The 20,409-nt window shown below is 47.5% G+C and carries 22 protein-coding genes; 2 read left to right on the forward strand and 20 right to left on the reverse strand.

The genetic code is table 11. The features are described 5' to 3' along the window. Positions 1–94: 94 nt before the first annotated feature. The 12 genes from ACESPU_RS09675 to ACESPU_RS09730 all read right to left on the reverse strand — a co-directional run bounded on the left by ACESPU_RS09675 (position 95) and on the right by ACESPU_RS09730 (position 10,754). Positions 95–1,303, reverse strand: a complete 1,209-nt coding sequence (locus ACESPU_RS09675; RefSeq protein ID WP_368314165.1) for a tyrosine-type recombinase/integrase — start codon at positions 1,301–1,303, stop codon at positions 95–97. A gap of 327 nt (positions 1,304–1,630) precedes the next feature. Further along, positions 1,631–2,419: a PRTRC system ThiF family protein gene (locus ACESPU_RS09680; protein ID WP_008777793.1), complete on the reverse strand. Its 789-nt coding sequence runs from the start codon at positions 2,417–2,419 to the stop codon at positions 1,631–1,633. Continuing rightward, on the reverse strand, positions 2,416–3,117 hold the full coding sequence (locus tag ACESPU_RS09685) for a prokaryotic E2 ligase family D protein (protein ID WP_034530108.1): 702 nt from the start codon (positions 3,115–3,117) through the stop codon (positions 2,416–2,418). The genes ACESPU_RS09680 and ACESPU_RS09685 overlap by 4 nt, the downstream gene beginning before the upstream one ends. 5 nt (positions 3,118–3,122) lie before the next feature. Beyond that, positions 3,123–4,205, reverse strand: coding sequence for a hypothetical protein (locus tag ACESPU_RS09690; protein WP_008777795.1), 1,083 nt, complete (start codon positions 4,203–4,205; stop codon positions 3,123–3,125). A gap of 37 nt (positions 4,206–4,242) precedes the next feature. Beyond that, the gene (locus ACESPU_RS09695; protein WP_005644262.1) at positions 4,243–4,464 is read right to left on the reverse strand and encodes a PRTRC system protein C; all 222 of its coding nucleotides are present in this window, start codon (positions 4,462–4,464) and stop codon (positions 4,243–4,245) included. A 4-nt stretch (positions 4,465–4,468) separates the two neighbouring features. Beyond that, positions 4,469–5,416, reverse strand: coding sequence for a PRTRC system protein E (locus tag ACESPU_RS09700; protein ID WP_008777803.1), 948 nt, complete (start codon positions 5,414–5,416; stop codon positions 4,469–4,471). Positions 5,417–5,453: 37 nt separating this feature from the next. Further along, on the reverse strand, positions 5,454–5,672 hold the full coding sequence (locus ACESPU_RS09705; protein WP_034530139.1) for a hypothetical protein: 219 nt from the start codon (positions 5,670–5,672) through the stop codon (positions 5,454–5,456). A gap of 49 nt (positions 5,673–5,721) precedes the next feature. Then, a complete protein-coding gene (locus ACESPU_RS09710; RefSeq protein ID WP_154395218.1) occupies positions 5,722–5,943 on the reverse strand; it encodes a hypothetical protein in 222 nt (73 codons plus the stop codon). Between the two features lie 112 nt (positions 5,944–6,055). Continuing rightward, positions 6,056–6,292 carry a hypothetical protein gene (locus tag ACESPU_RS09715; RefSeq protein ID WP_172718843.1) on the reverse strand — a complete coding sequence of 79 codons (237 nt, stop codon included), beginning with the start codon at positions 6,290–6,292 and terminating at the stop codon, positions 6,056–6,058. Positions 6,293–6,489: 197 nt separating this feature from the next. After that, positions 6,490–8,586 carry a type IA DNA topoisomerase gene (locus ACESPU_RS09720; protein WP_008777806.1) on the reverse strand — a complete coding sequence of 699 codons (2,097 nt, stop codon included), beginning with the start codon at positions 8,584–8,586 and terminating at the stop codon, positions 6,490–6,492. A gap of 98 nt (positions 8,587–8,684) precedes the next feature. Further along, positions 8,685–8,951, reverse strand: a complete 267-nt coding sequence (locus ACESPU_RS09725) for a DUF4099 domain-containing protein (RefSeq protein WP_008777807.1) — start codon at positions 8,949–8,951, stop codon at positions 8,685–8,687. A 42-nt stretch (positions 8,952–8,993) separates the two neighbouring features. Further along, positions 8,994–10,754 carry a DUF3945 domain-containing protein gene (locus ACESPU_RS09730; protein WP_008777808.1) on the reverse strand — a complete coding sequence of 587 codons (1,761 nt, stop codon included), beginning with the start codon at positions 10,752–10,754 and terminating at the stop codon, positions 8,994–8,996. A 946-nt stretch (positions 10,755–11,700) separates the two neighbouring features. Here ACESPU_RS09730 and ACESPU_RS09735 point away from each other — a divergent pair. Next, the gene (locus ACESPU_RS09735; protein ID WP_005644277.1) at positions 11,701–12,957 is read left to right on the forward strand and encodes an ATP-binding protein; all 1,257 of its coding nucleotides are present in this window, start codon (positions 11,701–11,703) and stop codon (positions 12,955–12,957) included. 186 nt (positions 12,958–13,143) lie between these two features. On the opposite strand, the gene ACESPU_RS09740 is transcribed toward ACESPU_RS09735, so the two are convergent. From ACESPU_RS09740 to mobA, 8 genes are all read right to left on the reverse strand, one after another. Further along, entirely contained in the window at positions 13,144–13,434 is a 291-nt protein-coding gene (locus ACESPU_RS09740; RefSeq protein WP_005644280.1) for a DUF4120 family protein, read from the reverse strand. 11 nt (positions 13,435–13,445) lie between these two features. Then, positions 13,446–13,943, reverse strand: a complete 498-nt coding sequence (locus ACESPU_RS09745; protein ID WP_008777810.1) for a hypothetical protein — start codon at positions 13,941–13,943, stop codon at positions 13,446–13,448. Positions 13,944–13,954: 11 nt separating this feature from the next. Then, the gene (locus ACESPU_RS09750; RefSeq protein WP_008777811.1) at positions 13,955–14,209 is read right to left on the reverse strand and encodes a hypothetical protein; all 255 of its coding nucleotides are present in this window, start codon (positions 14,207–14,209) and stop codon (positions 13,955–13,957) included. A gap of 10 nt (positions 14,210–14,219) precedes the next feature. Then, positions 14,220–14,486 (reverse strand): hypothetical protein, encoded by a 267-nt coding sequence (locus tag ACESPU_RS09755; RefSeq protein WP_008777812.1) that lies wholly within the window; start codon positions 14,484–14,486, stop codon positions 14,220–14,222. Between the two features lie 24 nt (positions 14,487–14,510). Then, positions 14,511–15,047: a DUF4326 domain-containing protein gene (locus tag ACESPU_RS09760; protein WP_008777813.1), complete on the reverse strand. Its 537-nt coding sequence runs from the start codon at positions 15,045–15,047 to the stop codon at positions 14,511–14,513. Positions 15,048–15,270: 223 nt separating this feature from the next. Beyond that, positions 15,271–17,298, reverse strand: coding sequence for a conjugal transfer protein MobC (gene mobC, locus ACESPU_RS09765; RefSeq protein WP_008777814.1), 2,028 nt, complete (start codon positions 17,296–17,298; stop codon positions 15,271–15,273). Positions 17,299–17,332: 34 nt separating this feature from the next. After that, complete coding sequence (gene mobB, locus ACESPU_RS09770) at positions 17,333–18,586, reverse strand: conjugal transfer protein MobB (RefSeq protein ID WP_008777815.1); 1,254 nt, start codon at positions 18,584–18,586, stop codon at positions 17,333–17,335. A gap of 1 nt (position 18,587) precedes the next feature. Beyond that, complete coding sequence (gene mobA / locus ACESPU_RS09775) at positions 18,588–19,046, reverse strand: conjugal transfer protein MobA (RefSeq protein ID WP_005644301.1); 459 nt, start codon at positions 19,044–19,046, stop codon at positions 18,588–18,590. A 608-nt stretch (positions 19,047–19,654) separates the two neighbouring features. On the opposite strand from mobA, the gene ACESPU_RS09780 reads away from it, so the two are divergent. Continuing rightward, the gene (locus ACESPU_RS09780; protein ID WP_005644302.1) at positions 19,655–20,407 is read left to right on the forward strand and encodes a ParA family protein; all 753 of its coding nucleotides are present in this window, start codon (positions 19,655–19,657) and stop codon (positions 20,405–20,407) included. The last annotated feature ends 2 nt before the right edge of the window (positions 20,408–20,409 follow it).

Below are 20,409 nucleotides of genomic sequence, written 5' to 3' on the forward strand. Positions count from 1 at the left end.
ACTTCTCTTAAGAAGATAAAGTGACTATCGCTACTCTTTCAAGTTCATTATATAGATGTACTTCTCTTAAGAAGATATGTACCTTTTTCGGTATTTATATAGACATCAAAATGAGACTATTCGCCTTGTCTACAATAGATGTGTCTAAAGAGGCAAGATAAATTCGGGTGGTTTGCTCCGAATCATGTCCCAGTGCCTCACTGATAACAGGCAAAGAAACATTTTTACTTTGAGCGATGCTGGCCCAAGCATGGCGCGCAACATAGGTGGTAAGTGGAATACCTAAACCTATTTGTTTGCCAATGTGTTTCAAATTTCTGTTGATACGGTGCGCTTCATTTTGGTATTGATGCCATTCGTCCACACCATTGTTCTGAATAATTGGTAGCAGGTAGGAAGTTTCAGAGGTATTGTATTTATCAATAAGTTCCTGCATTGGCTTTTCCCATTTGATAAACAATTGCTGATCGGTTTTTTTTCTCCGATAGGTCAGGATTCCATTCTGGAGGTCTTTCTTTTTCAGGAATGCCATATCCACAAAGGACATTCCACGTGTATAAAAACTGAACATAAAGATGTCCCTGGCAAAAATGAGAGACTTTTTATTAAGATCTAAATCCCGTATTCTTTGAATCACGCTGAGGGAAACCGCCCGTTTCTTTGTTTTGTCTATGCCGGTATAGACATGCTTGAAGGGATTTCGTTGAACAACAAGCCCTTCACTCACGGCCCGGTTATAAATGGCCCTGAGGTTACGCATATAATACGAACTGGTATTCGGACAGACACCGGTTCCTTTGAGCCAGCTTTCATAGGTTATCATCTGATTGGAATCCAGTTCATCCAATGGGATATCGCCCCGGTGTCCCCGAAACCGCTCAAAACTGTTCAAGGCATTCTGATAGGTGCCGGCTGTGCGTACCTTACCTATCTGCCTCAATTCTACCAGCAGTTCTTTTCCATATAAAAGGAAAGTGCAATTCCCTTCAGGAGCAGTGTAAAGTTCTATTATACGGTCCACAGTGAAAGGAGTGTCTTCCTGATTCAATCGGTTGATGCATTTCTTTATTCGGAAAAGGTCTTTATCAATTTGATTTTTTAATGCGGCAAGATAGCTTTTTCGGCCTTCTCCACTTCCTGCCGAGACATTGATTTCACCGGAAGCAGAAATCCACTCACTTGGAAACAGTTTGTAACCGGTGCGGATATGCCGTACTTTACAATGATGAATTATTTGATAATGAACCGTTCCCTCTTTAAGGATAACGGATGAAGGACTGAATTTTACTTTTACACTAGTCATAAACAATCAATTATTAGTTTAACATATGGAATAAAAACAGGAAGTAATTCAAAAAACTTCAAGCTGTTATGTATATCTCCAGCTAAACTATTCTTGATTGATAAAAGACGCTTTAATTATTTTTATCTAAAGCATTGTATTGAGTAATATGACATAATATGATAAAGTAAAAGACCGCGTTCTGTATATTGCGTGAAGACTTGAAACGGAGTGTCAGAGCCAATGCAAAGAATATCTTGCCATATAGAAAATGGAAAACTCAAAATGGAGAGGCTGTTTCCTGAACTCTTTCCATTCAAGCGAAAGAATTTATAACTGCTGACCTGTCTATATGATTATCGGGTTCACTTTCATCGTGTCCAGGTTCAGGTACAATCCGTTATGCTCGATCACTCCGTTTCGGAACATCTTCCATAGGATGCCGCATCCGAGTTGTGCCAGTGTGGAGTTAATAAACAGGTCCTGTCTTTCCAACGCTTCAGCCAGCGAACAACTCGGGCCGGAATCGGTTTCCTTCACTCTCGCGTATTTCACCATGCGGGTGATGACTTTTAGCGAATTGACGGTTTCATAAAGTTTGGACGTCGGCTGTTTGATTTTCTTCGGTACGGTACCCAGCACGACTTGCCCCGTGGTCTGCGTGTTTCCGAAATCCATCCAGTACAAGGGGGTCTCGTAAGTGCAGTATGTCGGTTGCGGCAAAGCCCTCAACAGATTCCACAAGTCGATCCGTGACTTGATGTTATCGGTACAGGTAATCGTGATATTGGCCAGGTTGTCCCGTCTGGTATCCTTCAATACTGCCGGATAGATGTCCGCTTGCGCCTTCCAGTCATTCCCGAAAAAGTTGTTTATCCGGGTGACGAGGCATTGTGCCTTGTTCTGTCCCAGGTCGGACGGTCCGAAAAGCTGGCGACCGATGTTGGCTTCCGTCACGGTGTCGGGGTCATACAGTGTAACGAACAGTCCCGGGTGTCCGAGTCCCCTCAGAGCTGTGTCAAGACGTGCCAGGCAGGTGAGTACCTGCGACCCGGTTCCTCCCGCTCCGATCAGGTTTACCGTTACCGGATGCTGCGGACTCATCAGGTAACTGTCGGTATAATGTACTCTTTTCATGTCAGTATGTCTTTAAGTTTCATATTGTTCAACGGTTTCAACTCTTTGAGGTCGAATGGTTTGTTCCTGGCCGCTTTCGTTACTAGCACAAGGTTCGACCGGGTCGGATTTCCGTTGCCTCCCAAGTGCGAAAACTCCGTCAGCCAGAATTTCTTTTCCCAGTATTGCAGCAGGCTTTCGTATGTCAGGTCCTTTGGCAAGTCTATATTGGCAGAGCCCAGGCATACGCTGGAGCCGGTCACGTTGAAGAACGGCGCGACATATAGCATCGTATCCTTGCCGGGCATGTCATCCTTGTAAGCATATATCCTCATCCCATGTTCCCCCGCCTCGTAAATCACTCCCGGCAGGTTGTATTCCGCATTTTCTATTTTGAGGTCGGAGCTGAAGAACATCATCCGCTTATGCGGGGGATTGTACCATACATACCGCTCGCGGCCCTTGCGTGAATCGCAATAGATCAGGCTGGACGGTACTTTTCCGTAAGGCGTGCTGCTATGCCTTTCCGAATATCCCTTTACAAGCCCGTTCATGAATTCCAGGGTCACAGGCCTGCCTTCCGCCATATTCCCCCGATCATCTATGTCCCGTATCTCCAAAAAAAAGTTCTTGTTATCCTCCGAGGCGTAGGCAATCAGTGCCGCCTTGGGGATAAGCAGGTTCTTCAAAGTCCTTGTAAGTTCGTTTGTTTCCATCATAGTGTTCAAATTATTATGTTGATGAATTTGTCCGCCCATTTGAAGAAGCGTTCCGGATAGTCATCCATGCGGAACAGCTTTTCCGTTTCGGGAGACAGGTCGAGTGTCGTAACCGGTATGATGTCGTAAGTCTCCCTACTGTGGGAATTGTAACAATCCACGAGGTAATCCGTCACCATATCGTAACTGTCATAGATCACACGTATCTGTTGGTAGAGGTACATGGGGTGGAACTCCGGTTCTTTCTCATAAAAGGGATCGTAGCTGTATTCCATGATGCCACGTTCCGGTGACAGGAATTGCAGCCCCTCCTTCATGGCGGAGACCAGTGACCGTTCGTAGTCGTTCCGGGCTTTATACCTGTCAAGTGCCTTCGGCAGGTTCTTGTAGTAACACTTGCATTCCACCCTTTGGAGCAGCCTCTTTATTCTGCCGTTCTCGTAGGAGCGCAGGAGTCTCAGTCGTTTTTTCCTTTCCTCCGGAGTCTCTTCCGGTACTTCCTCTGAAATCCAGGTCAGGACATATTCCGTGTCGTCCTCATCCAGAACGGTCTGTATTCCGTTTGCCTTCATCAATTCATGGATGAACGTGATGGAGATACGTCTCAATTCCGATCCGAGAGCCTCCACGAACTTCATCGGGAAATAATACAGTGTCAGTTTTCCCCAATGATGGGCTTTCCAGAGCTTGAACAGCAACCGTCCGTCTTGCTCTTCGATATTGACGTTCAGCCCCTCACCGACAAGGGCATCCATCTCCTCGTGCAGCCTTGCGATCCCTTCCCCGAACGTCCGGCCCGGGGTATGTACCGCCTCCTTCTCCATCAGATAGGCATATCTGAAGAAGGAGTCACGCAGGAACCCGTAGTTGTCCCGCGTGATGAGATTGTGCCTTTTCCCGTCGGAATCTTCCACGACAAGACTCGGCAAAGGTTTTGGCTGAAACGTGGTGTTCAGAAAAGAGGAACGGCACCCCTCGGTGCCGTAATCCTTTCTTTCCTGTCCGTACCGTAACGGATATTGCGTACGGTCTGTCCGATGATGAGCCTTGCAAGCCGTTCCACCTGCTGTTCGTCCAATGGTACACATGATTTCTTCTGTTTTTTATTGTCCTTTCCCATTGCTTTTATCCTTTTGTCCCGATGGTAGTTTTGAATTCATACACCGCCTTGTCTTCCTTGATGACCGGCCCGTGCACCGTCGCCGTGGTCAGTTCCGGATAGAAGTTCGAGTAGTAGTTCATGACCATTTCGGGGCTGTCCGACGTGTTCGGGTCATCGAGTGTGACCATCCCGTTGCCTTTCTTGAATGTGAATGAACGTGTCATTCCCTTGATTTCTAATGCCATAATATTAAATGCTTTGATAATGTGAGACATTGGGTTCTAACATAGATTGCGGGAAATCGGGATATTCCTCATAATCTTCCGGGCGGTAGGTAGGGACTTCCTGTCCCCTCTGATAGTACGGATAGAGGTCTTCGGGATTTTGCTCCCGTTCCTGCCGGTATGAAATCTGTTGTTCCGCGTATGCATGCTGTGGAGGGAGCTGGTGGCTCATCGGCCGTTGCCCGGCATATTGCGGCTGTGGGGGAGCCTGATGCGGTGCAGGCCTTTGCGCAGGCTGCTGTGGCGGCCACATTGTCTGCTGCTTGTTAGGAATTTGTCCGCCCGCTGGTCCTGATGCCTGGGATTGCGGCGGACAGTGCGGTGCAGGCTGCGGCTGTTGTGCCGTTGCTGCCGGTGGTTGTGACCGGAGCTGTTGCGGTGCAGGCAGTTCTTCCATCAGCTCGAACAGGCTTCCCCGGTTCATGGCCTTTTTCTGCTGCTCCAGCATCTCGTCAATCTTCTTCTGGTCCTGCGGCTTGGCATAAAGTCGGGCCTGTCCGAGAGCCGTCACTGCATCCTTATGGTTTCCCGCGGCAATCAGTTCCTCAGCTTTCTTGAGATGCTTCTCGTACTTCTCCCGTTTCTCTTTCTCCTCTTTCGTCTCCTTGGCCTTTGCATCCTTCGCCACCTTGCTCTCGGAAGCGGCCTTTTCCGTCTGTGCCTCGAACTGCGCCATGTTGGTGATCAGTCCCGTGGCTTTCTGCACCGGCCGGGCGACGGCTTGCAGGAATCCGGTATCCAGTTCCTGCGGAACTCCCTTGAGGGTCAACGGGATAATGTGGTTCTGGGCTTCGTCTTTCAGCCCGTTTGACTTCGGCAGTACGGATACCGCCATTTGTCCGTTCGCTTTACGGATGACGAGTGTCAGGTCGACTCCTTCTGTCATCATCTGGTTGATTGCTGTAAAAAACATAATTATATGGATTAAAGTGTGAATAACCGTATTCTTTCTATCTGTTGAAGAACTCCACCAGCAGCCTGTTCCGGTCAGGATGACTGCTTATCTCCAGTATCGGGTCCAGCAGTGTGGAGATGTGTACGGGTCCGCCCTTTTCCCGTGGAGGGAATTTGACGGTCGGTTCCGGGGTATGGTACTTTCTTCTTGCCGGTATCGGCATTGGTATCTGTACCGGTGCCGTCGGCGGTCTTGAGATGATTGCTTGATTCATAGCTTTATCATTTTAATTGTGGATACTCGGGCTTTGGCAGCCCGTTGAACTACAAGGGCTTTACGGCAGACGCTTCCGGAAAGGCAAGGCTTTCGGGAAAAATACCGCAAGCCCTCCGGGCGAGGATGATTTTTCCGCGAAACCCGAAGGGTCCCGGCCTTGCCGTCCGAAAAGAAGCGTTTGCCAACTTTGCCCTGTAGTTCCCGGTCTGCCAATGGCTGTATATGCCCTCTTTCCTTTCCGTCCCTGTTCCCGTTACCCTTGTCCTCATAAAGTGTGGAATACAAAACAGGGCCGTTCGTGGGGACAGCCCTGTTCTGCAAGGTATTACAGTGGTTTATATGCAGCATTTGTTTCATTTCCCGATATTGTTGCCGGTGGAATCAGAATACCAGGCAACTGAGGATGCAGAAAAGTATCGCCGCCGCTACCAGAAGGCAGGCGATTTTATAGAGGAACCTGAAGAATCCCCTGAAACAGACGATGGCGACTGCCGTCCATACCGGCGAAATTCCTCTTGAATAGAGATAACTGAACACTATGAAGGCTGCGGCGGCCAGTGCCATTCTTTTTATCCATTTGCCGGTTCTCGGTTTTTCGATACATTCCTTTGCTTTCATGATCATTTGCTATTAAAAGGTGAAACATGCCATTTCCAATTTCAGGGGCCAGTATGCGGACCGCCTCCACAGGCAAGGTTTTCGGGGAAAATACCGGAGCATGGCGAGGATGATTTTCCCCGAAACCTGCAAGGCCCGACCTTGCAGGTGGCAACGGGCGGTTCCGCTACCTTTGCCCCGGAATTGGGATGACGGTATCATTTACCTTTCCCGCCCTTGGATTTTGGGAAAGAAAGTTTCAGGTTAAAACTTTCGTCAAAGATGACCGTCGCGTCGAAAGGCACCCCTTTCTTGCCCTTGAAGCCCTTGATCAGCCGGGTGGAGCCGGAAGAGAAAAGCTGTTCGAGATGCTGGTCCGTCAGTTCCTTGTTCAGAAAACGGCGGAACACCAGCAGTCCGCATCCTTCACGGTCGCATTTTGCGACTTTGGACTTCACCACCACGTTGCCGGTCTTGCACTTGGGGCAGGCAAGGACGCATGATGACGGCTCCGGAAATTTGAGACGCAGTATCTCGCCGGTAACTTTTCCCGTGTATTCCCTGATGGAGAGCATGAAGCTTTCCGGATCGAGGGTACGCCACTCTATCTGTTCCAGCGCCTTTTCCCATATGCCGGTCAGCTCCGCGTCAGCCACCATCATGTCCTTTACCGATTCATAGAGGTAAAGCCCCTTTTCCGTCGGACGGATGTTCTTGCCGGAACGCTCGATGTAGTCACGTTTGAGCAGGGTCGTGATGATGGCGGCACGGGTGGCAGGCGTACCGATACCCGTATCCTTCACCGCTTCGCGTGCCTGTCCGTTAGTGATTTCCTTGCCGCAGTTCTCCATGGCCGTGAGCAGGGTGGCTTCCGTATAGAGAGGTTTGGGCAATGTTTTTTTCTGTGACAGTCCATGTCCCATGACCGGTATTTCCTCACCCTCTGTAAAAGATGCTGTGCCTTCGTCTCTTTCCGGCTCGTCCTTTTCCCGGTCCTCCTTTCGGGAGAACACCGCCCGCCAGCCCGGATTGGCGATGACAGTGGAACGGGAGCGGAAGTCCAGTCCCCCGCATACGCACTCCATGAGCAGCAGTTCTTTCTCGCAAGGGGGAGAGAAGGCTTCCAGCATTCTGCCGGCTATCAGAGTATAAACCGTGGATTCCGCCTCGGACAATCCCTCAGGGACGATACCGGTGATAATCAGCGCATGGTGGTCGGTCACTTTTGCGGCATCCACGCTTCGTGTATTCAGGGCGGAAAGGTCTAAGCTCCTTCTGTACTCACGGAACTCCGGCATGGCTGTTATCTTTTCCAACAATACCGGAATGTGCGCCATGACATCCTGCGGAATATACCTGCTGCCTGTCCTCGGATATGAAACCAGTTTTTTCTCGTACAGGGACTGTGTGATGGCAAGGGTCTTGTCCACCGGAAGATCGTAATGAATATTACAGTCCTTCTGGAGGGCTGTCAAATCGTACAGGAGCGGAGCCTGCTGGAATACCTTCCCTCGCTTCACTTTAGTGATTGTTACCACCGATCTGGGGGTAATACTCTTGTATGCCGCTTCCGCCATATTCTTGTCCTTGAACTCCTTCGTGTGGATGAACTGCCGGTGCCCGTTGTCCCTTTTCAGCACTATATGCAACTGCCAGTATGGTGTGGAGACGAAGTTACGGTTCTCCTTGAAGCGTGCGCATATCATGGCAAGGGTCGGTGTCTGTACCCGTCCGATGGAGTTGTTCACCGAACCGGAGGCTGCCGCCAATGCGCGGCTGGCATTCATGCCCACCAGCCAATCCGCCTTCGCCCTGCTGTCCGCGGCTGCATACAGGCTGTCATATCCAGTTCCTTCCTTGAGGCTTGCCATTCCCTCACGGATGGCCTCGTCGGTAAGCGAGGAGATCCACAACCGTTTGAACGGCTTGGTACAGCCCAAATAAGAATATATCCACCGGAAGATGAGTTCCCCCTCACGTCCGGCATCGGTCGCCACGATGATGCTCTCGCATCCGGTGAGCACTTCGCTGATGACCTTGAGCTGCCTGCCGGCTGCGATGTCCGTCACCATCCCCCTGTCAGTGCGTACCTGCCGCACGACAAGACGGAACGGATCGGGAATCATCGGAAGGTCTTCGGCGGCGGTTCTCGTGTAGCCGTATGCATCCGGTAAGGCCAGTGACACCAGATGTCCCAGTGCCCATGTCACCATGTAACCGTTTCCCACTATGTAGCCGTCCTTTTTTTCTGTAGCCCCGACCACACGGGCTATGTCCTGACCGACACTCGGTTTTTCTGCTATGATTGCTATCATGATTCGGATAAAGTCAAGCCGTTTCCCGCTTGCCGGTGTGTGGTGGAACGGAAAACGGCGGTTATACATTCAGTTTACATATTATATATAAGGAGGGGCTACTGTTGTCCGATGGGTTTGATGCCGAGGATTTCGAGCAGCGGTCCGCCGTCCTTGCGCACCAGCTGTAGCGTGGCGTCCATCACCACGTCCACACCAAGCAGCACCAGGCTGAGCCGTATCACATTCGTTTTCTCCCCCTTGAGCAACGTGTCGAGTTCTCCCGACATTTCCAGCTCGTCTTTCAATATGCCGATACCTGCCAGTTCCTCCCAGTTTACGTCCTCTACCTTGAAAGGCGTGTTGTTTTCCTTGTTCATTTCCATATTTCTTTTCTTTTAGGATTCCACATTCATTTGATTCATGCATCATGCTATACTTGCGCCTTTGGATTTCCGGCTGCCCTGTTCCTGTCTCTGTGTTTCAGCCACGACATTTCGTTGCGAGGCGTCACGCTTGCGGTCGGGGTTCTCGTTGTAGAAGTCCAGCCTGCCCTGGTTGAAGTTCGCCTTGACATACTGGGAGATGGTCTTGCCGTCATATCCCTTGATACCCTCCACCAAAACAGCCTTGCCACTCTGCAGGTCGGAACGCTGCTTGCGGGTAAGCTCCACATCCCACACCTTATCCGGAATCTTGAATTCCGCACGCTGCTCGAAACCGTCCGGAGTGCGTGAATAACTGAGCCGTCCGGTTTCCAGGTCCGCCTTGATGAACGAGGAGAACTCCTCGCCCTTGCGGTTCACCATGTCATTGAGGAAGATGGTCCTGCCCTCCCGTAGTTGTTGCTGCTCCTCGGCGGTGATTTTCACGCCATTGATCTCGTTCGGGATATAAATTTCCCGTGCGCCCTCCGGGGAGTCGGGATTGTAGCGGGTATAGGCGGGCCTGCCCGTCACCTCGTCCAGCTTGACATAGGAGGAGAATCTCTCCCCGTCCTTACGCTCCATTCCCTCCACGAAAATGGCCTTTCCGGCATTCAGGTCTTCAACCTGCTGTTTGGTCAGTTCCACGCCACCCAATGACTGGCGGTTGAAGAGCTTGTCGTTATCGAAGATATATTCGATGCCCCTGCGCTCGGCGTTGATCTGGATGTGGGCGTCGAACTCCTTTCCGTTGTTGGAAATCATACCCTCGATGAACACCTTCTTGCCTTCGCGCAGGTCGTTCTGCTCCTGCTCGGTAAGCTTTACGCCTTTAATCTCCTTCGGGATGAAGACATTTTCCGCACGCATGGCGACCACCTCATTGGTGAGCTTGTCAATGCTGACAAAAGAGGGGATGTATTCACCGCCCCGTCCTTTCAGTTCCACGACACGTCCCATATTGCCTGTTTCAAGCAGGTTCTTCTTGTCCTCCTCGGAGAAGATATGCCCGAAGTACGGGCGGTCGAGTTCGGGTTTCTGCCGGATACCGTGGATGCCCAGCACGATGGGACCTCCCACGGACTGCTGGAGTGACAGCCGTGCGTCGGTACGCAATACGGCAGAACCGAAATTCATGCTGATGGGCACGACCTGGTTGGTCTTGTAGCCCCTGAGCATCTGGTCAAGGAGTCCGCGTTCCTGAAGATACTCGCGGGACAGCCCGTATTTCTTCAGTTCCTCCCAGTTGATCATGGATTCATTGTAGCGGTATTTCGGCTGCTGCGCGGTTTCCGGAGCGGCCTGTTGCTGTGTCTCAGTTTTTTTTGCCATTTCTTCTTGATTTTGATGGTTTATACTTTGGTTTTCTTTGGAGCGGGGAACAATCTCGTATTTCTTTAGAAATTCCTCCACCGCGTCTGATTTTCTGCCTGCGGCAAGATCCTCAATTGCCTGTCTGACTTCCGGGTTGTCCAGCGCATTCTCCTTGACGGAAAGGATGCCGAAACGAGTCGGGTCTTTCAACTGGCTCCAAAAGTTCTTCAGAAAATTCTCGAACATGCTGGCATATCGGTCAATTTTCAGGAAAGAGTTCCGGTGTTTTTTGTCTGCCGGAACCGTCTTGTACCTGCCGTTCTTGTCGATGTCGGATATTGCCTGTAGAAGCAGTTCCATCTTGTCGAGGATAAACACGATGTCGCTCAGCTGGGCGTTCTCGGTGACTTGCGTTTTTGGGGGTTCGTCCCTTACATTTTTCTTTGCCATAACTGTAATTTTTAGGGTTTATAACTGTTGTTGTCACCGCAAATATATAGTCATAAATTTGATAAATCACTATGTCTCAATGCGTTGTACTATCTGTTTCATCGGATGTCATCACGTTTCACCGCAGAGGGAGAAAACGCAAGGCGGAAAAACGGAAGAATCAAGGATAAAAGTGTGAGAAACGTACCGGGTCCGATAAAAGAAGAGAGAGAAATACGCGAAGGGAAAGCCAAAAACAAAAAAGGCGGAACGGGAAAATGGGAAAGGGTGGAAAAGCCGCAAACGACACGAAGCCGATAAAGAGAAACTGTATTATGCAGAGTGGAGAGCGAGCTGTCTTTAGTCCCCGCTTCCTTCTGTTACTCCATAGGACTGGATGAGAATTTACGTGCGGTTGATGTTGACAGCATAATCCATTAGGACATCAGGTGTCGGCAAAATACCGCCGCCGGATTGTATCTTGGTTTTGTCCTATGCGTCGTAGGTCGCTTCGCTTGCTAAGTCCCGGAACGTTTCTCCAACTCGGACGGCGATACCGGAACGTTTTTTCGGGTGAAAAATTACCGAAGGGAATTTTTTGCCCGAAAACCGCAGGCCTGAACGTAGAAGGTATCGTCCCTCCGAGTTATCTTCTTAAAGGGACTTGACAAGTGAAGCGTGGCTTATGATGGATTTTTATAGAGGAATATGGAAAAATGTACCTTTAGCCCAAGAAAATTGCAATCATTTCGCAGAAGTAATCAGAAAATGATTACTCTTGCAGAACGATAATACATGAAAAAATGTTTTTGTTCACTCATCTATGGATGTTCATTTTTAATGAATGCGAGCAAATAATGAACATGGATTCGCTTATATCCGCCTTCTATTGGAGAAAATTGGTCTTTTACCCATTTTTCTCCAATAGAATAACCGTAATACTGATAATTTTCACTACTTTTGCAACATGATTATACCAAGGGATAAATATTTGCAAGAGCTAAGAAGTGTAATGCACAACGGAATGATTAAGATTATTACCGGTGTACGCCGTTGTGGAAAATCTTATCTTCTATTTGAATTATTCAAACAATCATTACTTGAAAACGGTGTGAATGAAGAGCACATTATTCAAGTTGATTTGGAAGACCGACGTAATAAACACCTCAGAGAGCCGGACAGATTATTGGATCACATCGATGGACATATCACAGATAACGATATGTATTACATACTATTGGATGAAATACAACTTGTTCCTGAGTTTGAAGATGTACTCAACAGCTATCTGAAAATTAAAAATACAGACGTATATGTGACAGGAAGCAATAGCCGAATGTTGTCCAGTGATGTAAAAACAGAATTTCGTGGTCGAGGGTATGAAATCAGAGTCCATCCACTGAGTTTTTCGGAATTTCTCAAGGCAGGACAGTACACAAATGAACTTTCTGCCCTACAGGATTATATGATTTATGGAGGAATGCCACAAGTCGTATCTTTTTCAAAGAAAACAGAAAAAGAAAATTATCTAAAATCCTTGTTTCAAGGAACTTATATACGCGATATAAAAGAGCGTTACAATATTAGAAACGATGATGATTTGAGTGAACTTATAGATATTATTGCTTCCAATATAGGCTGCCTGACCAATCCGACAAACCTTGAAAATACATTCAAGTCCGTAAAAGGTCATAGTATTTCAGATACAACCATACAGAGTTATCTTGGAATGTTACAAGATGCCTTTATGTTGGAAAAAGCCATTCGATATGACATCAAAGGAAAGCATTACATCAACACGCCTTCAAAATATTATTTTGAAGATGTCGGACTACGTAATGCCCGTCTGAATTACCGTCAAATTGATGGGGGTCATCTTATGGAAAATATCATATATAACGAACTGCGTATCAGAGGGTATTCGATTGATGTAGGGCAAGTGGAAGTGAGAATAACAAATGATGATGGAAAGAAAATGCGAAAACTACTGGAAGTTGATTTCATTTGCAATAGTGGGGATAAACGTGTGTACATACAATCAGCACTTGATATGCCCACTCAAGAAAAAATTGACCAGGAAACCAATTCCCTTCGTCATATCAAAGATGGATTCCCTAAAATAGTCATTGTGGGAGGTTTGACCCCTTCTCATGTGAATACAGATGGCATATCAATCATTAATATAATAGATTTCCTTAAAGATACAGAAGGAAATCTATTATGAATCCACCATAATATGTAGCATAATAGTGTGTAAAAATAGTAAGGACAATGTGCATAATGCACCCAAAATATAAATCTACCCCTGCTACAAATAGCTGTAACAGGGGTGGTTTTATCAGAAAGGGAGTTTTGACTTTACCTGCACCGTTTTTCACGCAATTGCAGATTAACTTGTGGTATAAAAATTTTATGTATGTATGCTCCAGCCGTGAAATGGTTCCATCATTACGGCAAAAGACTCATCCGGTCTGCCGTGGTAGAGCAATCCACCCACAATGCCGTTTCTTCCATCCGGTGTCCTTTCCGCAAATCCGAATGAATACGGAGCGAAATCGTAATATAGTTCAATTTCATACCTGCCGCCAGAGTTCTTCTCCCATTGTTTGAGGCGTTCAATGCAATTCTGAAAGGTTGTGTCACCAATACTTTTGGCGTATTCCGCCACCTTGTCGTAGTGTTCCTGACATTTGATTTTCATATCCGGTAATTTTAAGTTGTTTGTAGCAATTCTTCGTATATTCCGAAATCGAGGCATCCGGCAACAGTAAAATCCTCCCCATCTTTGTCCGTCAATGATTTCAAGTCTTCCAGACTATTGCAGTAGAAGAATATCTCGTCATCCTTTTCCGTGTCGGAATCCATAGCCAAAGCGATCCTTACTTCTACTGTTTCCAGTGTGTCACACCATCTGATGACACAGTCCGCATAATGAGGTTCACATCCTTGCTCACTGTAGAACTTCAGATAAAGACCTCCTATTTCCTGTCTGACTTCATCGGGCTTTTTCCATGTACTGTCATCCACAATTTCAAAGCCTATTCCTTCAACCAACAGACACGTGCCATTGTCATTGACCATCATGGTGCGCTTGCCGATATATTTTTCTCGTATTTCCGCCCAATCCGGCAAGTCCCAACGTTCTACAGTCCAGATTCCACGGTAATTTTCCGGGATGGCATTGTATTCACTCAATATTATCTTTTTCATTTCAAATCGGTTTATGCTGTTATAAAAGTCACTTCATACGTTTTACATGGTTTCCCAAAGGCCGGGTAAGCATCAAACTCTCTGTATGCTTCCCAATCCACCGACATGGTATATCCGTTCGGAAAATTTTCACCGATGAATCGGGTTATCAGATTCTTGTCTTCATCGGTAAGGAACAATTCTTCTTCAATGCCGTACTCCAATGCAAAAATCGCCCATTCGGGAATGTTGTTCCAAACGAGCGGCATATTATTGTTTTCCTTCATACTTTCAAGTTTATTGCGGTGATACCAGCAGTCTTTGGATGATGCCGTCAAGTTCCGTTTCCCATTTGTCCGTACCGTTAAGGAAAGACGGGTAAGTCAATTGTTGCCATTGCCGGTAGTCGAAGAGTTTCATCCGGAGCGGATAATAATCAAAAAGTTTCCGTCCTTCGGAGAATATTCTCAGGTGATTGACACCTACTTCCATCAGTTTCAGACCGTAATGGTCGATAATCTCATGGAATCTATTCATCGGTGTGAAATTGCTTCTTTTCCTCATAATTCATTTGTCATTATAATTCGTTCAACAATACATTTTATACAAATCGGTATCTGACAGCGTACACAACTCTTCATCCGTACAGTAACCGTCAATCTCTTCGCTGGCTTCCATTGCCTCATATATACTGTTACGCATATCGTTTGCCAGTTCATTCCGCAGGCTCTCCACTGACACCCTGAATATATGGTTGCCGGCATCTATTTCCCTGACGGGATAGACACATCCTTTCCAATGGATTTGCCCGATGACGATTGCTTCATTCGCATTTTCAGCCATCCAGTCCAGGTATTCTTTAATGATGTCCCCATGACAAGGATCCGGTTTGCAGAAACATCCCAATGTCTTGCCCTGCAAATTCCCGATCCGCTTGCGGAACTCTTTATCCGTACTCAGGCGATGATAAAAGTATTTCCTGTATCGGCCAAGCGTACTGCCTTTTGCCATCGTTGCTTCCAGTCTGAACGGATTCCCGAAATAACCGTCCTTGCCATATCCAGCCCTGCCAATGTACACGTCACAGGTTTCCTTGCGGATATTGACCACTCTTGTTCTGCCCATAGCCATATTTCTTTTATTCAGTTAAACATTCACCGGCTCGTGAGCCGATATTTTATTTCTTGCCTGCATCACTGTCCCGTGCCGGATTGTGCAAGGCTTTCCGGAAAAATACCGCAAGCGGAGCGCGGAAGATTTTTCCGGAAACCCGTAAGGGCTTGGCCTTGCTCAATCCAGGCGGGCACGGGACTACCTTTGCAGGCTGAAATAAAAAAGCGGACTTGTTCTATTCGTTTTTTTTATCATCTTTCTTCTGCGGAATCAGGTGTTTCAGATCCGGATCATTGGCTATCCTTGCCATCTCTTCCTCAATGATCTGCAGTACGTCAGCCTTGATGCGTGAATAGTTGCGGTCTATCTGTTGCTGCATGATGTCGTTGCCGTCCTCGTCCTTGAACTCGTTGATGACGGGTATCTTCTTGTAGGCTTTTGTTTCCGCCGCCACTTTTTCACTGTCGACAATAATCCGCGCATGGAAAATCTTCTGTTCTATCTCTTCTCCGAAATTGTCCGCCACGCTGCCCACGAATGTTCCCTGCGAAAGATTGGCTATTTTGGATGCCGGTATCAGAGAATCCAACTGCGTGTTGATGGAGGTGGATGTATCCTGCCGGTTGATGGAGATGGATTGCCTTTGTTGCAGGATTTTACCGAACCGCTCGGAAAGGCTCTTTGCGGTTTCACCTACCACCTGGCCGCTGAATATATTGCCGACCGTATTTTGGATTACCTTCGCCTCTTTTTCACCGTAGTCACGGGTCAGCTGGGAGAAATCCTGGAAGCCGAGACAGACTGTCACCTTGTTGCTTCGGGCGGTGGCTATCAGATTGTCAATACCCCGAAAATATATCGTGGGTAGCTCATCTATGATGATGGAGGATTTCAACTGTCCTTTCTTGTTTACCAGTTTCACTATACGGGAATTATACAGACCGAGAGCCGCCGAGTAGATATTCTGCCTGTCCGGATTATTTCCCACACATAGGATTTTCGGATGTTCAGGATTATTCAAATCCAACGTGAAGTCATCGCCTGTCATGACCCAATAAAGCTGCGGTGAAATCATCCTCGAAAGCGGGATTTTAGCACTCGCTATCTGGCCCTGCAACTGATCTTGTGCTCCGCCCTGCCAGGCATCCATAAAGGGGGAAAGATAGTTTTCGAGGGACGGGTAAGAGGTGAGAATCGTGAAAATATCAGCATACGGCTTGTTAAGGAATTCTATCGTGTGAGGGAAGGTGCAATACTTGCCGTCCTTGTAAATTCGCAGATACCAGATGATTGCCGCGAGCAGGATAATCGGTGATTCCACGAAAAAATCACCCTGCTTCTGTATCCAGGTCTTGTTCAAATTGAGCATTATCGTGTAGGCACTTTCATAAGCATCGGAAATATCCGCCATGAACTTGGGATTGATAGGATTACAGCGGTGGCTGCGCCTCGGATCGTCAAAATTAATGACATAGAACTCCGGTCTTACCTTGTAATGCTCCTTGTGCTTAAGCAAATGGTTGTATGCAATCTCGGACAAATCCGGAAATTTGTAATCATAAATATACATGGCAAAGGATTTCTCAATCTGCTGTTTTATGTAATTGTTTACCACTGCATAGCTTTTCCCCGAACCGGGCGTTCCCAGTACGATGGACGCACGAAAAACGTTTACAACGTTGATCCATCCGTCCCATTCCTTGCCCTGATAGACAAACTTCGTGGGCAAGTTGACGGAATACTCGTTCTCCATAAGCCTTGTTTCCTGCATGAAACTCTCGTTGGCAGTATTGAAGACATCTTCCATAAGGTTGTGTTTCAGCATACGACTGATCCACATACCCGACATCAAGAGAAGGATATATCCTGCGGTAAGTGTTACCGTATATATGACAGCGTTGGCCGTCGGGCAGAATGGCAGGTCAAGCATCCACCAGTTCATGAAAAACAGCACCAATCCCGAAAGGAAAGCGGCGTATATCCTGCCCCATGTCATCTCCTGATTTTTCACTCCTTGGGTACCCAGGCATGAGAGGGCAAGGAATATGACGGCAAATACTTTCGTTATAAGCAAGTTGCTGAACAGTCCTGCCGTCCGTTGGAAATTGAGCAGTATCCTGTCGACCACACCTATATTTATACCCATATCCACAAATGACCGGTAGCAGAACCAGTACACGTGAATGACAATAAACACAATGGAGATAGCTCTCATGAATTCCATGACTTTGGCCAGTCCTCTCAAATCATCTTCCTGTTGCATAATGAACTAATTTTAATATTAGAAAAATCGGTAATTAGGAAATTCCGCGTGAGCGGCGTTTCTTCTTCTTTTTACGTTGCAGTCTTCGGGCAAGAGCCTCTTCCTGTGGGTCGGGACCGTTCTGCTCCATGGCGAATATACCGAAAGCCTGTTCGATGGCGCTTTCCATATCGGAGGAGAATCCGCTTTGCAGACCGATGTCCGGCATGTGGGCATCCACATTGGGGATGTTGTCAGGATTATTGAAGAGCCGTTCAAAGGCATTCGCCGAGAACTCCTTGCCAAGTCGGGAGCCGTTATAGACCTCGCGGTTCTTGTGGTCGATGAAGGTCGCTCCATAGATGCGTCCTTCATCGTTTTCACGGAACACCGCGTCTATGCCTTTGTTGGCAAGCAGACGGACAAATTCCTCTCTGTTGCCACGGCAGCCGTGCATGGCAAGGGCAATCTCGTTCCGTATCTTCGGTTGCCATTTTTTTGCTTTATACTCGCGGGCGTTGTAACCGATACGTTTTTCCAACCCTTCGTAACCGTAGCGTTTACCGATAAGGGAAGACTTGATGGGTGTGCATACCGGTTTTCCCGTATCATCTGTCATGGTATAGACGATACCGTTATAGGGTACTTCACCAAATTCGCCTTTCACTTGCTTCGCCTCGATATTGAAACAGGAAAGCAACGCGCTGTATTCTCCGAAAGACTGGTAACGGTAGGTACCGAATACGCTCTTGACGATATTGGATACTTGTTTCTTCACGTCACCGCTTTGGTAGTCCGCTTTTTTGAGATACGGTTCCAGCAGTTCCTTCCGCTTGTCTTCCACCTGTTTCAGGCCGAACTTCCGTTCCAGTTCCCGGCAGGCTTTCATCGAGCGGTTCCACTCGTAGGCATCGTCAATCTTTTCCCCTTTCTCGTTCACGCAGGTGGATACGATATGGATGTGCCGGCGGCCGATGTCCTCGTGTACATATACGATGTAGGGCTGGTCGCCATATCCCATCTTCTGCATATACTCTTTGGCGAGGTCGGCAAATTGGCTGTCTGTCAGCCGGTCATCCAATGAGGGGTTTAACGAGATGTGCAGTACGGGCTTCTCCGTGTTCTTGTTGGCAAGCAGGTAATTCTCGAACGCCCATATCGTCTGCCGCATGACCTGTTCAGGATTGCCCGTGACATCGGTAATCATGCGGTTCCCGTAAATGATACGTGCCGTGGCATCATCCACTTTCTGCTGGTTATAGACGATTGCCCCGTAAAGGGAAACGCCTCTGTTGATTTTCGCCACCATATCATCCTTCCTCCCTTTTCCTTTTGATAAGGTAGGCTTCTTCAAACTCGTGGGTAAGCATAATAATCCGCTTGCTCAGCACTACCAGGTCTATGGTCGCCTTTTCTAGATTTCGGAGCAGGGCATATGCCCGTTTTTCCCCGAAATTGGTCTTGACCGCCTTGACCGTCTGGTTGTAATTGTTGCCGATACCCTGGAACTGGTGGTAGAAATTGGTCAGGCGGATGTAGTAGTCCATCGTTGCCTTGTCGATTTTAACCACCTTGATTTCGTGTCCGAAAAGCATCGCCTTGATAAATTTTGAATGCTCTTTCAATCCGGATTTCTGGAACTGGATGTTGAAACGCCCGTTCTCTTCCGAGTTCAACCGTACGACATAACGGTGCACGGCAGGGTCGGATTTTGGCTTCCGCCCCACACCTTTTGTCGATTTTTTCTTTCTGTTTTCTTCCATACGCATTGATGTTTCCTGTTTCTGATTTTCCGTCCCGGATTCACGACTTTGGAGTGAATCCCTCCCGAGCCGTCGGGCGAGCGGCAAGTTGTTTTGAGTGCCCGAATTTATTTCGGGTGCCTCAAAACACAACTTGCTATGTTCGCTTGAACATGAATTTTCCTTCGTCAAATTAAGTTTTGACCTTCAGCCTCATTCTTCGGCTTCGGGAAACCTCCGCAGCGGTATCCGTTCCGTTGCCGGTGCAAAGTTATGGCGGTTTATCCTATTGTAAAATAGCGGGTTATATGTAACGTGATGACAAATGATGACACAGGTCGTCACCTCCCTTAAAACATAGTGCAGGTATGAAAAAATACCCTTTTATTTGCAGCGTGAACGGTAAAACAAACCAATAATCAAGTGGCTGTCCGTTGTATTGTCGGTTAGCGAAAACACTTGTTGCAACAGGTGGGCAGTGATTGTTTACTTGCTTTGTTGGGGCAGATAACTATCGGTTGGTCGGTTTGCCGGTTGGTGAGCACAAAGTAACCATATCACTAACAAACCTTGTCACAAAGCAAACAACAGACAAGTAAAACAATAGTGTAATAAACCATTAAAAAAGTTCAGTTATGAAGAAGAATCCGTTATTCGTTGCGGTCAGCAACCAGAAAGGTGGGGTCGGCAAAAGTACAATGTTGGTAACACTTGCCAGTCTCCTGAATTATTCGATGGGCAAGAATGTGGCTATCGTTGATTGTGACGCCACCCAGCGCAGCCTGTTCAATCTGAGGGAACGGGACATGGAGATGGTGGAGATAAACAAGAAGTACATGGTGTTGCTGGAGGAACAGAGGCTCAGGGGATGCAGGATTTATCCTATCAGGCAGGCAAAGCCGGAGAATGCACGCCAGGTGGCCGGAGAGTTGGCGGCAAAAGCAGATTTTGATATCGTTTTCATAGATTTGCCGGGGTCTATGGACATATCCGGCGTTTTGCAGACCATTTTCAATGTGGATTATGTATTGACCCCCATTGCCGCTGACAATTTCGTTATGGACAGCAGTTTTGTCTTTGCCAAAAGTGTTATGAAATGTGCGGAAAACCGGAAGAACATTCCCTTGAAAGACGTGTTCCTGTTCTGGACCAAGGTAAAGAAAAGAAGCAATACCGAAGTGCTTGACAATTATATGGCACTGATGAAGAAACAGGGGTTGAAAATTCTGGATTCAATGATTCCCGATCTCTGTCGCTATGACAAGGAACTCTCATCGCGGACACGTACCTATTTCCGCTGCTCGCTCCTTCCACCGCCGGCAGGACAGCTTAAAGGCAGCGGATTGCAGGAATTGGCAAACGAACTGATTGTAAAATTTAACCTGTAATT

This window comes from Parabacteroides sp. 20_3, from assembly GCF_964238835.1.
In the GTDB taxonomy this organism is placed as follows: domain Bacteria; phylum Bacteroidota; class Bacteroidia; order Bacteroidales; family Tannerellaceae; genus Parabacteroides; species Parabacteroides distasonis.